The sequence below is a fragment of the Lysinibacillus sp. HST-98 genome, assembly GCF_016757845.1.
Taxonomy (GTDB): Bacteria; Bacillota; Bacilli; order Bacillales_A; family Planococcaceae; genus Lysinibacillus; species Lysinibacillus capsici.
In genome coordinates this window covers 446,923-461,246 of record NZ_JAENHX010000002.1, presented here as the reverse complement: position 1 = coordinate 461,246, position 14,324 = coordinate 446,923, and the positions used below count along the sequence as shown (strand labels likewise).

Annotated in this window: 12 protein-coding genes; all 12 read left to right on the top strand. The window is 35.0% G+C overall.

Annotated features, from left to right (window positions below; translation table 11 throughout):
• Nucleotides 1-138 precede the first annotated feature (138 nt).
• Nucleotides 139-1,203: a recombinase RecA gene (gene recA / locus JIN86_RS07925; protein WP_004224934.1), complete on the top strand. Its 1,065-nt coding sequence runs from the start codon at nucleotides 139-141 to the stop codon at nucleotides 1,201-1,203.
• Nucleotides 1,204-1,718: 515 nt separating this feature from the next.
• Entirely contained in the window at nucleotides 1,719-3,278 is a 1,560-nt protein-coding gene (gene rny, locus JIN86_RS07920; RefSeq protein WP_004224930.1) for a ribonuclease Y, read from the top strand.
• A gap of 228 nt (nucleotides 3,279-3,506) precedes the next feature.
• The gene (locus JIN86_RS07915) at nucleotides 3,507-4,235 is read left to right on the top strand and encodes a YveK family protein (RefSeq protein ID WP_004224928.1); all 729 of its coding nucleotides are present in this window, start codon (nucleotides 3,507-3,509) and stop codon (nucleotides 4,233-4,235) included.
• Nucleotides 4,235-4,936, top strand: a complete 702-nt coding sequence (locus JIN86_RS07910) for a CpsD/CapB family tyrosine-protein kinase (RefSeq protein ID WP_237497167.1) — start codon at nucleotides 4,235-4,237, stop codon at nucleotides 4,934-4,936. Before JIN86_RS07915 ends, JIN86_RS07910 begins: the two co-directional genes overlap by 1 nt.
• A gap of 40 nt (nucleotides 4,937-4,976) precedes the next feature.
• The gene (locus JIN86_RS07905) at nucleotides 4,977-5,732 is read left to right on the top strand and encodes a tyrosine-protein phosphatase (RefSeq protein WP_237497193.1); all 756 of its coding nucleotides are present in this window, start codon (nucleotides 4,977-4,979) and stop codon (nucleotides 5,730-5,732) included.
• 94 nt (nucleotides 5,733-5,826) lie between these two features.
• Entirely contained in the window at nucleotides 5,827-6,945 is a 1,119-nt protein-coding gene (locus JIN86_RS07900; RefSeq protein ID WP_202341645.1) for a glycosyltransferase family 4 protein, read from the top strand.
• A 118-nt stretch (nucleotides 6,946-7,063) separates the two neighbouring features.
• The gene (locus tag JIN86_RS07895; protein WP_202341644.1) at nucleotides 7,064-8,245 is read left to right on the top strand and encodes a glycosyltransferase; all 1,182 of its coding nucleotides are present in this window, start codon (nucleotides 7,064-7,066) and stop codon (nucleotides 8,243-8,245) included.
• A complete protein-coding gene (locus JIN86_RS07890) occupies nucleotides 8,242-9,588 on the top strand; it encodes a hypothetical protein (RefSeq protein WP_202341643.1) in 1,347 nt (448 codons plus the stop codon). Before JIN86_RS07895 ends, JIN86_RS07890 begins: the two co-directional genes overlap by 4 nt.
• Before the next feature lie 5 nt (nucleotides 9,589-9,593).
• Complete coding sequence (locus JIN86_RS07885) at nucleotides 9,594-10,685, top strand: glycosyltransferase (RefSeq protein WP_202341642.1); 1,092 nt, start codon at nucleotides 9,594-9,596, stop codon at nucleotides 10,683-10,685.
• Nucleotides 10,675-12,186 (top strand): lipopolysaccharide biosynthesis protein, encoded by a 1,512-nt coding sequence (locus JIN86_RS07880; RefSeq protein WP_202341641.1) that lies wholly within the window; start codon nucleotides 10,675-10,677, stop codon nucleotides 12,184-12,186. Before JIN86_RS07885 ends, JIN86_RS07880 begins: the two co-directional genes overlap by 11 nt.
• Before the next feature lie 77 nt (nucleotides 12,187-12,263).
• Complete coding sequence (locus JIN86_RS07875) at nucleotides 12,264-13,373, top strand: acyltransferase family protein (protein WP_202341640.1); 1,110 nt, start codon at nucleotides 12,264-12,266, stop codon at nucleotides 13,371-13,373.
• Nucleotides 13,374-13,512: 139 nt separating this feature from the next.
• Nucleotides 13,513-14,310 carry a TIGR00282 family metallophosphoesterase gene (locus tag JIN86_RS07870; RefSeq protein WP_004224906.1) on the top strand — a complete coding sequence of 266 codons (798 nt, stop codon included), beginning with the start codon at nucleotides 13,513-13,515 and terminating at the stop codon, nucleotides 14,308-14,310.
• Nucleotides 14,311-14,324 lie beyond the last annotated feature (14 nt).

The window sequence follows — 14,324 nt, the reverse complement described above, 5'->3', positions numbered from 1 at the left end:
GGGTAGAGGAAAACTATCCAAATTTTTATTTTGAAGAAAAAACGAATAAATGTTCGCTTTTTTCTTGCGCGTTTTCTCAAAAACAAGTATAGTAGAGATAGATAAAAACAGTGAACAGTTTTCGAAGGAGGAAAATGAATGAGTGATCGTAAAGCAGCCTTAGAACAGGCTCTAAAACAAATTGAGAAGAATTTTGGTAAAGGTTCCATCATGAAACTTGGTGAAAAAACCGATTTAGAAATTGCAACATCTTCAAGTGGGTCACTAGCACTTGATGCTGCATTAGGAGTGGGTGGATATCCACGTGGACGTATTATTGAAGTATACGGTCCCGAATCGTCTGGTAAAACAACAGTTGCTCTACATGCCATTGCTGAAGTACAGGCATCAGGTGGACAAGCAGCATTTATCGATGCGGAGCATGCATTAGATCCAATCTATGCTCAAAAATTAGGTGTGAATATTGATGAGCTATTATTATCACAGCCCGACACAGGTGAGCAAGCACTTGAAATTGCAGAAGCATTAGTGCGTAGTGGAGCTATTGATATTATTGTTATTGACTCGGTTGCTGCCTTAGTGCCAAAAGCTGAAATTGAAGGGGATATGGGTGACTCTCATGTCGGCTTACAAGCTCGTCTAATGTCTCAAGCTTTACGTAAACTTTCAGGTGCGATTAATAAATCAAAAACGATTGCTATTTTCATTAACCAAATTCGTGAAAAAATTGGTGTCATGTTTGGTAATCCAGAAACAACACCAGGTGGACGTGCGCTTAAATTCTACAGCTCTGTCCGTTTAGAAGTGCGTCGCGCAGAAGCTATTAAGCAAGGTAATGATATTGTTGGTAACCGTACTAAAATTAAAATTGTAAAAAATAAAGTAGCACCACCATTCCGTACAGCTGAAGTAGATATTATGTATGGAGAAGGGATTTCTAAAGAAGGCGAGACAGTCGATTTAGGCGTGGAATTAGACATTGTGCAAAAAAGCGGTTCTTGGTATGCATATGGCGATGAGCGCTTAGGTCAAGGACGAGAAAATGCTAAACAGTATTTAAAAGAAAATACTGCTGTCCTAGAAGACATAGCAAATAAAATCCGAGCTTCTTATGGTATTGCGGCTTCTTCTTATACAATTGCTGCCCATGATGATGAAGAAGAGATGGATGAAGAATTAATGTTACTTCTGGAAGAAGAATAATTAATGATTGCATTGTTCCCACTTTATTGAGGGGGCAATGCATTTTTTTGTCTATATTCTTAAATTTTTACACATAATAAGAGAGAGGCTATGTGTTTATTTCTTATGTACTGTTTTTTTATTAATTGTATTGAACATGAAAAAGTTTCTAGTGAAATAGTAATAGGGAAAAAATTCACTGAATGGATAGGACTTACTTTTTTTGGCTTAGATGGCGAACAGACGCCTGACTATCCTTGACAGAGCTTGAGGCTAGCTATACAATTAAATATGTATAATTTCTGAATTATGACTTTAAATAGGCAGTACATTTTATCCTCATTTAGCAAATGTTTTATAGTGAAATATCCTTTAAAATGGATGTCTAAACGCCTACTGGATGAAGATAATGCCTTTGGCCAATGAAACGGGTTTTGCATAAATTCTCCCAAAATCTGGTGCATTTTAGCTAAGGCGACATAGATGTATGCGCCGACTGAAACTGTAATACCCAAATAGCAAGAGGAGGTGTTCATATGGATGGAATTACTATCATCTCCGCTTTGCTTGGACTCATCGTTGGTGCCGCTGTTAGCTATATCTACATGAAAAAAGTGAATGACTCAAAAATCACTGGTGCTAAACATGTCGCTGAAACAATCGTTGAAGAAGGAAAACGAGAAGCGGAGGCAATGAAGAAAGAAGCACTACTTGAAGCCAAAGATGAAACTCACAAATTTCGTACTGAAGCTGAAAATGACATTCGTGAACGTCGTTTAGAACTTCAAAAACAAGAGAACCGTTTATTGCAAAGAGAAGAGAATCTTGATCGCAAAGATGATGCTCTAAATAAGAGAGAAGCTGGCTTAGAGCGCAAAGAACAAGCTCTAGCTGAAAGACAACAGCATATTGAACAGATGGAGAGCAAAGTGGACGAGCTCATGGCATCACAAAAAACAGAGCTAGAACGTATTTCTGCTTTAACTAGGGATGAAGCTAAATCAATTATCCTTAATGAAGTAGAAAAAGAGTTATCAACTGATATTGCTGTGATGACGAAAGAAGCTGAAACACGTGCGAAAGAAGACTCAGATAAAAAAGCACGTGAAATTTTATCATTAGCACTACAACGCTTTGCTGCAGATCACGTAGCAGAAACAACTGTATCTGTTGTGAACTTGCCAAATGATGAAATGAAGGGACGTATTATTGGTCGTGAAGGCCGTAATATCCGTACATTGGAAACGTTAACAGGAATTGATTTAATTATTGATGATACGCCAGAAGCGGTTATATTATCAGGCTTTGATCCAATTCGCCGTGAAACAGCTCGACTTGCACTTGAAAAACTTGTACAGGATGGTCGTATTCACCCAGCTCGTATTGAGGAAATGGTGGAAAAAGCTCGACGTGAAGTGGATGAACAAATCCGCGAAACAGGTGAGCAAACTACATTTGAAATTGGTATTCATAACTTACATCCAGATTTAATGAAAATTTTAGGCCGCATGAAATATCGTACAAGCTATGGACAAAATGTTCTAAAACATTCAATTGAAGTCGCTCATTTAGCAGGATTACTTGCTGCTGAACTTGGTGAAGATGTGGCATTGGCTCGTCGTGCAGGCTTATTACATGATATTGGAAAAGCAATCGATCATGAAGTTGAAGGAAGCCACGTTGAAATTGGTGTGGAATTAGCAACAAAGTATAAGGAACACCCAGTTGTCATTAATAGTATTGCTTCGCATCATGGTGATACTGAAGCAACATCTGTTATTGCGGTATTAGTCGCTGCAGCTGATGCATTATCAGCAGCTCGTCCAGGTGCACGTAGTGAAACACTTGAAAACTATATCCGCAGACTTGAAAAGTTAGAGGAAATTTCAGAAAGCTATGATGGCGTAGAAAAATCTTATGCGATTCAAGCTGGACGTGAAATTCGTATTATTGTACAACCTGAGAAAATTGATGATTTAGCATCTCATCGTCTTGCTCGTGATATTCGCAAACGTATTGAGGAAGAACTCGATTACCCAGGTCATATTAAAGTAACAGTTATTCGCGAAACACGTGCTGTGGAATACGCGAAATAAATAATAAAATAATAGGCATCCCTTGAAAAAAATCAGGGGATGCCTTTTTGTATGTGAAGAAAATTCGATGTGATCTACCGAGTAAGAATAAATGGATGATTCCAACAATATAGTATGGAATAAAGCATAGTGAACTAGCCTCAGCATGAATACCCTTTTAAAAATTAATCAGCCTAGTTATACTCCATTTTTACAACTGGTTTATGTTTTGACAAGGAGTGAAGAGCTTTGAAAGAAACAATCACATTACAAGATATGTTGAAAATAGTCCGAGAAAACTTTCTTTTTATCATAAGTTTTACACTTTTTGCAGCGTTGGTTACGGCCTTTATTAGCATCTTTGTGTTAAAACCTACCTATGAGGCAGAAACGCAAATTTTAGTTAATCAAAAAAATATAGAGCAACCACATTTAGGTGTACAACAGGTTGAAACAGATCTCCGACTTATTAATACGTATAACATTATCATAACAAGTTCTGCTATTTTATCTAAAGTTATAAATAAGCTAGATTTGGATGTCACACCTGAAGTTTTAATGGATCAAATTACTGTATCCAGTGCCAATAACTCACAAGTTGTCAATATTAATGTTGTAGACAAGCAAGCAGAGTTGGCTGTCGATATTGCCAATACAATAGCAGATGTGTTTCAAGAGGAGATCCAAGTTTTAATGACGGTTGATAATGTTAATATTTTGTCAGTTGCACAATTAGATAAGGAACCTGTACCGATTGCGCCAAATAAAACCCTTTATATAGTAGCAGCCTCGTTTATTGGTTTTGTTATAAGTGCTGCTCTCATAATCATACTAGAGAGCTTAGATACTACAATCAAGACGGAGCAAGATATCGAAGAGCTAGTAGGGTTACCAATTATTGGCTTGATTAGTCAAATTAGTGATGCTCACCATAAAAGCACTAGGGTAAAATCTCGTAAAACGAGGAGAGGATCATAATGTTTTGGAAAAAAAAGAAAAAGAAGAAGTTAGTGAAAATGGCACGAAAACTTGTGACGATTGCCAATGGTCATTCTTTTATTTCAGAACAATTTCGAACAATCCGAACAAATATTACTTTTTCAATGCCCGATAGAGAGATTAAAACAATATTAGTGACATCTGCAACACCAGGTGAAGGAAAGTCAACCAATGCAGCCAATATAGGAGTTGTTTTCGCACAAGAAGGAAAACGAGTCGTCATCGTAGATGCAGATTTGCGAAAACCAACAATGCATTATACGTTTCTATTGCAAAATGCTAGAGGACTATCAAATTTACTAACAAGGCATTTTACAATTTCTGAAGTCGTCAATAATACAGATATTGCTAATCTATATGTCTTGACAAGTGGGCCTATCCCCCCCAATCCAGCAGAGTTACTAGCTTCTACCTTAATGGGGAGTGTAATGGAGGAACTAAAGAAAGGGTTTGACATCATTATTTTTGATGCGCCACCATTGCTATCTGTAACAGATGCTCAAATTTTGTCCAATAAATGTGATGGTACATTATTAATTGTGAACAGTGGAGTTGCAGAAAATGAAAATGTATTAAAAGCAAAGTCATACCTTGAAGCCTCAAAAGCAAATATTTTAGGCGTAGTATTAAATAACTATAAAATGCCACTCCATCAATATTATGAGCAATATTATCGTTAATTCAAGTATCTAGACAGGGAAGTGAAGTACAGTGATTGATATGCACAGTCATATATTATTTGATGTCGATGATGGTCCGAAAACGCTTGAAGAGACACTTTGTTTATTTGAGCAGGCCATTTTGGAGGGGATTTCAACGATTGTTTCCACTTCGCATGCTTTACATCCATTGTATAATGTCCCATTTAATGTCGTGAATGAGCAAATTGTACAGTTGCAAATGACAATTGACCAACGTAACATGCCGTTAAAACTTTACACGGGACAAGAGGTACGCTTGGCAGGTAACATTCTAGAATTGTATGAAAAAAAACAAATACATACATTAGCAAACTCCAATTATTTGCTGTTGGAACTTCCCTCTAATCATATCCCCAAATTTACAAAGGATATCATTTACTCGTTATTAACAGCAGGCATAACACCAATTATTGCACACCCAGAGCGAAATAGAGTCATTTCAGAAAATCCAAGACATTTGGAACAAATTATACGTGTGGGGGCACTTGCACAAATTACATCAGGAAGTTTAGCAGGATTGTTTGGAAAAACGATCCAAAAGCTTTCACTAAATTTAGTGCGCTCGAATCTTGTCCATACATATGGCTCGGATGTGCATAATTTAAGTACACGTCCTTTCTTATTTGAAAAGGGACTTAGATTTTTAGAAAAACAAAAAGATTTGGATGTAGTAGATTTTTTGCTTGAAAATAACGAACGAATTATTAATAATCAGCCATTAATTGTATATGAACCAGATGATACTTTCACAAAAAAATGGTGGAAGTTTTTTTAAAATGGGAAAGCATCTTTAAGTTGTAAGGACATAAAAGGTAGCAAAAAGTAGCTGAAGCGCTAGAGACATTCAGTGTTTAAGGGGGTCATATGAGATGCGAGTTGTTTTTATGAGGAGTAACCCTGTTTCTCCAGATCCAAGGGTTGAAAAGGAGGCACATTGCCTTGCAAAAAATAATTGGAATGTACACATTTTAGCTTGGGATAGAGATAAAAAATATAAAATAAAGGACCAACTGTTAGAAGGTGAACATGCAATTCGTATTACAAGGTTTGGTATTCCGGCAACATTTGGAGAAGGTTTGAAAAAGAACTTAGTCCCATTTATAAAATTTCAACTTAAACTTTTTCAATGGTTACTTCGCCATAAAAATACCTATGATATGATTCACGCTTGTGATTTTGATACAGCGCTAGTAGGTACAATATGTGGGAAATTACTTCGGAAAAAAGTAATCTACGACGTATTTGATTCGTATACATCACCATTTTATGGACCACAGAGTATTGGAAAGGTCATTGCTAGTATAGATATATGTCTTATGAATAGTGTGGATGCAGTCATTATATGTACAGAAAAGCGCAAAGAACAGATTGCTAAAGCTTCACCTAAAAAAATAGAGGTCATATACAATACTCCACGTGATATAGATTCAAATAATTGCTTAGATTTGAATCCGAAAAAAGTAAAAATAGTTTATGTCGGTATACTTACTGAAAATCGATTGATTAGTGAATTGGTTGAAGTTGTAAAGAATACGCCAAGTTATGAGCTGCATATTGGCGGATTTGGTAAGTTTGCTGATACTTTGCTGGAAACTTCGAAAATGCATGACAATATACACTTTTATGGTAAGTTACCCTATGAAAAAACAATAGAGTTAGAAAATAGTTGTGACATTATGACGGCTATTTATGACCCTACTATTTCTAACCATTATTATGCTGCACCCAATAAATTCTATGAAGCATTAATGCTTGGTAAGCCTTTGATTATGGTGAAAAATACGGGAATGTCAGAAGTAGTTGCAACAAATAATTTTGGAGAACTTATTGATTACAATAGAGAGAGTTTACAAAACGGAATTGAGAATTTGGTAAAGCGTAGGAAAGAATGGCCAGAAATTTCTCGTGAAATGAAGGCGCTGTACGAAGAAGGTTATAGCTGGGCGAAAATGGAGAAACGGATAACAGATTTATACAGTAATTTATAAAAGCTATGCGGAGCGTGAGCAGCAAAGGGAATGGCTCGTAGGGGCTATCGATCCGTTTTTTATCCACAAACGTAAGAGCAATATGAAAATTTACAGTAGTATTTTTAGGGGGACTAATATGAAAATATTATTTGTTGCACAAAATTTTCAAATGGGTGGTATCCAAAAGGCGCTAATTAATATGCTAAAAGAAATATACCTCTACGAGAAATATGAGATAGATGTTTTCACATTTAGTGGAGGGGAATTAATGAACGATATTCCTTCCAATGTGAAGGTAAATACAGGGAACTTACTGTTACAACTAATTGCTACACCTTTTGCTGAAGTGAAAAAAAGAAATAACATATGGCATATTATTTTACGTATTGTGTGTATGATAGTTGTTCGATTAATAGGTTCCCACAATTTCTATTCGATGCTTTTAAAAAAACATCGCAATAATTGTCATTATGATATTGCCATTTCTTATTTTAATGATGTACCCAATCAATATTTCAATAAAGGGACCAATTTATTTGTAGATCAATTTGTGATAGCAGATCGTAAGTTCGCATGGATTCATACAGATCCCATTAAAGCGAATTTTAATTATGAAGCTTGTGTCAAAACCTATAAAAATTTTGATCGATTGTTATGTGTTTCAGAAGCATGTAAGGAAAATTTAATAAGTTTCCTTCCAGAATATCAACATAAAATTCAAGTGGTTTATAATTTTTTTCCAATCGAAGAGATTAAAGAACTGGCATGTCAATATACACCGTTTCTTAAATGCGAGTTGGATTTAATATCTGTTGGGCGAATTGAAAATAGTACAAAAAGGTTCGACCTTATTCCACATCTGTGTAAGTTGTTAAAGGAAGCTTCTATAAGTAATTTTCGCTGGCGCATTTTAGGTGATGGACCAGATCTACTTTCGAATCAGCAATTAGCTTTGCAACTAGGTGTAGAGGATGTAGTTGAATTTGTAGGGGAAATGAAAAATCCCTATCCATTTATAAAATGTAGTGATGTATTCATTTTAACATCAGCCTACGAAGGCTATCCAATGGTCATAGGGGAGGCATTAATTGTACAAACGCCTGTTATTACAACAGACTTTGCCGCAGCAGGTGAACAAATTTGTCATGGTCATAACGGATTGATAACAGGCTTTAACATGAAAGACATCTTTCACGTCATTTCTAGTGTTATGAAAAATACAGAATTACTACACAATATGAAAAATTACATAGAAGAAAATCACTACACAAACGAAAAAGCTCAAGAGCAACTTGTATTGGAGTTTGATGCTACATGATAGTGGAATCTAAGAAATTTAGTGTGCTCATTTGTATAATTTCAAGTATCTTTGTCGTAATCAAAATATATACAGGTCATAATCTATTTCTCTGGCTCTTCTTCCTTTTAACCAGTATAGCGATGCTGCTAGATAAGCAGCAGCATCGAATTGACTATTTATTGTTTTTTATTTCGTGGGTTTATGTCATTAAATTCGATATATCAGGATATTCACTACTTGTTGTACTTAGTTCTTTCTATATTTTGTTAAGTATTCTGACGCTCTTTTTACAAAAGCAAGGTATTTCAAAACGACTGTTATTGACCTATTTTTTATTTGCATTTTATACGGTGGCCGTAACGTTAGTTAGTGGTGGTAATCTTATGGCAGTTTTAGGCTTTGTGTTGAATTATAGTGTGCTCTTTTGTGCAATATTGACCCTCAATGATAAGGCATATTTCAGAAGGTATACGTATATCTATACATCGGGTTTACTAGCTGCTTCAATCGTGCGCTTGATCAGTTATTCCGTTCCAGAAATCGATCATTTTATAGAATCAATGACCATTGTGAATACAGTGAAGACAATGAACTCGATTAGTACAAGATTTACGGGTTTAGATTTAGATCCAAATTACTTTAGTTTGCAAATATTAATAGCTATGGCTTGTTTATTAGTACTTTTTAATCTGGATGGAAAAAAGGAAAAAAAGTCAATTGTATTACTCTTAATATTAGCTTTTTTTGGCATACTGACATATTCCAAAATGTTTATTATTACATTAGTCGTTTTTATTATGATGACATTTATTGTCTTCATTAAAAATAATGTGAAGACAGCTATTAAATTTTCGTCTTTTATCGTGATTATTTGTGGGGTTGCTCTCTACTTTTTTTACGAGAAGTTATTTGAAATTTATTGGATTCGGTTTTTTGGGTCAGGAATATCGACAGATGCCATTACCACTGGTCGAGTGAGTAGTTGGGGCCTATTTATAAATGAAATCTTTCAAAACACGAAAGTATTTGTTTTGGGAGCAGGATTTGGCACAAGCTTTGCGAAGGTGAAAATGGCACATACAATGTACTTATCAACCCCTTATTATATAGGTTTAATTGGCGTGGCCTTGTCAGTATTATACATTTCTAGCCTCTATAAAGTACTTAGAGAGAATGTTGGAATTATGAATACACCAGGCTTTCAAATCCTCTCAATTAACGCTATTCCTCTCTATATCGTGTTAATAGCGAATATAGGACTTGATTCATTTGTCATGGATTATTTTCCATATCATATTTTATTAATTATGTTTGCACTGACTATGAGTAAAAGTAAGGGAACTACTATGAATGAGAGGTGAGGTGAGTGCCATTTTTAAGCATTATTGTCCCCGTCTATAATACAGAACCTTACTTAAAAATGTGTCTTGATAGTATTTTGAGACAGAATTTCGTAGATTTTGAGTTGATATTAGTAAATGATGGCTCGACTGATAACTGCTCGGTAATCTGCGATGAATATGCCGAATCTGATCCAAGAATTACCGTCATTCATAAAGCAAATAGTGGTGCTGTCAGTGCCCGTAAAGCAGGGCTAAGGGTCGCCAAAGGACAGTATGTTGGTTATGTAGATAGTGATGATTGGATAGAAGTTGATATGTATAAATCATTATGTAATACTGCACGTATTTTTGATGTAGATATTGTTATTTGTGACATTGTAGAAAATTATCCATTCCAAGAAGTGAAGAGATCACAGCTTGTCGCGCCCGGTTTGTACAGGAAGGATAGGATGGAAAAAGAAGTATATCCAATTATGCTATATTCGGGCGAGTATTACCGTTTTGGATTATATCCATCTTTATCTAATAAAATATTTAAAAGAGACCTATTAGAGAAAAATCTATTTGATGTGGATGATCAAATTTGCATGGGGGACGATGCTGCTTGTACATATCCTAGCTTACTTGATGCAGAAAGTATTTATATATTAGAAAATCAGTATCTCTATCATTACCGTCAGCATTCTTCTTCCATGACAACTAGTTATGATCAGTTGTTTTTTAAAAAAATACTTGTGTTATATGAACATTTGAAAGTTTTAAAGTACAGAAAAGCAGACCAGGTTCCTAATTTTGCTGAACAACTTCAGTATTATTTTACTTATTTAGTGATGGCAGCGGTGAATAATGAATTGAATAGATTCAACCATAAGCGTTTACATGAAAAGCGTACCTTTATTAAGAAAATGTTGATTCATGAAGCGATTCATGGATCGTTGCATGCGATTCGAGTGACAAATATGCCGCTCAAATTAAAGGTCTATACTTGGCTATTAAAGAAAAAACAAATTCTTTTACTTTTTATGTTGAATAGGCTTAATCGGCGGATCAGTGATTGCAAAGGTTTAATTCCTACTTTTACTAAAAGAAAAGGTGCTTGCCAGCATGAGAACTAAGAGAGTAGTTTTAAATTTAATGTCTAATGTATTGCTACAAGTTGTTGCAGCGGTTATTAATTTCATTTTACCTCGACTATTTATGACAACATACGGCTCTGCTACAAACGGGCTTGTTTCGTCGATTAAGCAATTTTTAAGTTACTTAAAAATAGTAGAAGCTGGGGTTGGTAATGCATCTATAGTGGCACTTTATAAGCCACTAGCCAAGGGTGATAAAGACCAAATAAATGGAATTCTTTCAGCGACTAATCGTTTTTATAGACGTTCGGGTTATGTCTTTGTTGGATTAGTCGCCATCTTGTCCATTTGTTATCCGTTATTAGTAGAAGATGAAGTGAATATGCGTACGGCTCTTTACATGGTACTTATTTTGGGAATTAGTGGCGTGTGGGAGTATTTTTTTATAGGAAAATATTTAGTTTTACTGTCGGCAGATCAAAAAAGCTATGTTATTTTTCGCATTCAAACAATGTTGCTTTTTGCGAGTGCATTATTGTCAGTTACTTTGATAGCATTTGGTTTTTCCATCGTCATTGTTGTTGCTAGTTCAAGTGCCTTATTATTACTGGATGTTCTTTTTTTAAGTTTCTATGTTAAAAAGAAATATCCATATTTCAATTGTAAAAAACAAGCTAATCCGTTAGCAATTAAAGATAAATGGGATGCTTTAATTCATCAAATTGCCTCGTTAGTGGTATTTAACACACCGTTTATTTTAATAACGATTTTTCTGGGCTTAACAGAAGTCAGTGTATTTACAGTTTATAGTATGGTGTTTAATGCAGTCACATTGTTTATATCCACTTTTTCAGGGGCGATATTAGCAGCTTTTGGCGACATTCTTGTCAAAGAGGATAAGGACGCTCTTCAAAAGTATTTTCATCATTTTGAATATATTTTTTATGGCATCATTGCTTTTAGTTACACATGTACAGCTATTTTAATATTGCCATTTATAACGATTTATACAGCAGGTATTGAAGATGCCAATTACATAAGGCCCTGGTTGGCAATATTGTTTGTCATTGTAGGAGTAGCGAACACAATTCGGATTCCTGCAAATACGTTAGTGAACGCTGCAGGACATTTTAGAGAGACGAAAAAGCATGCCATTATGGAAGCATTAATTAACCTAGTAGTTTCTCTTGTTTTTGTACAGTATTTTGGCGCAGAAGGAATATTACTGGGCGGAATTTGTTCATACGGCTATCGTACTTATGATTTAATCATTTATTCTTCAAAAAAGATTTTACACAATTCACCTAAAGATACTGTCAAAAAAATTGTGCAAAATAGTATCTTTGCACTTACTGCAGCGACACCATTTATATTTTTTATCGAGCTCCATATTACATCTGCAGGTTCATGGCTTGTAGCCGCTATATGTATTTCCTTGTGGACGATGTTTATTTTATTAGTAGGTAATTTTATTATTGAGCCTCAAACAATGCGAGATATTTTGGTGCAATTAAAGCGAACAATTACCGATAGCAAATAATTTTATCCCTGCATTTAGTAAGATAAGTAGCATAATTGAAAGGCAAATTGATTCCTTTGAAATGGCAGGTGAGGGTGATGAAGCGAGAAATCAAAGAAATATATTTACTACGATTCGTTGCTTGCTTAGGGATTGTGTTAATGCATAGTGTTACGTTGGCATTGAACATGTATGACTTAGAAGAAGGTCCACTATTCGTAATCCTGACATCTATTCAGCTGATCTTTATGTTCGGGACACCTCTTTTTATATTTATCTCAGAGTTTGTCATTGCCTATTCCTATTCAGATCGTTTGCCGAAAAAGTTTTATGTAAAACGTTATAAATATATGTTAACGCCATTTCTTTTTATTGGACTACTTGATGCCGTTCTTAAATCCATCGAATCGCCTTCTATGGAATTTGCCAAAAAACTACTATTAAATTATTTGGAAGGTGATTTCCATGGTTATTTTATCGTGATCATTTTTCAATTTTATATCATACATCCATTTTTTGTTAAATTTATTGTATCGAGATACCCTGCCTATAAAGTAATAATGACTGCGTTTTTCATTAATTTTAGTTACTTAGCCTTTTTTAATTTTTTAGATCCATTTAAGTATTTTCCTGATTTAGCGTATACTAGTTTACAATGGGATTTTTTTAATAAGATGCCATTTCCTGCGTGGATTGCTTATTTTGTAGTAGCTTATTACTGTGGAAAAAATTATAATAAATTTCTATCGTGGTTACAGCGTTTTCGTTATTTGTTACTAGCAGTATTACTAATCACAGTAAGCATTTTGCTAACCTCTCAATTATCAGGTATTATTGCGGAAGTTCATTCAAAGAGAATAGACGTTATCCTTTATACATTCAGTGTAACTTTTCTGTTATTTTTCATCGCGAGTAATAGAAGAAAAATGCCGAAATTTATCATTTTTATTAGTCGTTATTCCTTCGGTATATATTTATTACATCCCCTAGTTAATAGCCTATTTAAAATTTTTTTAACGAATTTTATCGAAACATTAAGTGTATTTTCTGTTATTGCCATTTCATTTATTGTCAGTCTCAGTTGCTCCATTTGTATAACATATATAATGAGTAAATGGAAATTCGGCGCGTTTTTTATAGGGCAACTCAATCCCAATGGGGACTCCTCTAATAAAAAAGATGCACAATTTCCCATCCAGCAATCCTAGATAAACTGGTACTAATCAATAAGATGATAATAGTATTTAAACGTGTAAATTGAGTAAGGCTTGCGTTTTTACTTTGCGATTGCCAAAGCAAAGATGGTAAACTAAAAGATGTTATTTAGAGAAAGTGTGGTCTTGCATAATGAAAGTTCTATTTATTGGTGATATTGTTGGTTCAATTGGTCGAGATGCGGTGGAAAAATATTTACCTCGCTTAAAAAAGAAGTATAACCCAGATGTTGTGATTGCAAATGGGGAAAATGCTGCGGCAGGCCGAGGGATTACTCGTAATATTTATAATAGCTTGCTACAAATCGGTGTAGATGTTATTACAATGGGTAATCATACATGGGATAATAAAGATATTTTTGATTTTATTGATGACGCGGATTACTTAATCCGTCCGGCAAACTTTTCAAGTGAAGCACCTGGTAAAGGTATGGTCCAGATTTCTAAAAATGGCGTGACATTATCTGTCATTAATTTACATGGTCGGGTATTTTTACCACCACATGAGGATCCGTTTGCAATGGCAGATCAATTGATTGCAGAGGCTCGACAAATATCTCCACTTGTCTTCGTGGATTTTCATGCTGAAGCGACTAGTGAAAAAATCGCCCTTGGTTGGCATTTAGATGGAAAGGCTTCAGCGGTTGTTGGGACACATACACATGTGCAAACAGCAGATGCAAGAATTTACCCGCAAGGTACAGCTTATATCACGGATGTTGGTATGACAGGGCCGTATGATGAAATTTTAGGTATGACGAAGGAAAGTGTCATCTATAAATTCCAAACAAACATGCCATCTCGTTTTGAAGTTCCAAAAAAAGGGCGAGAGGTTTTAAGTGGTTTCTTTGTAGAGATGGATGATCGAACAGGAAAGGCTATAGCCTGTGAACGCATTTATATAAATGAAGACTATCCATTTCAAGGGTAGATAAGTCGAAGAAT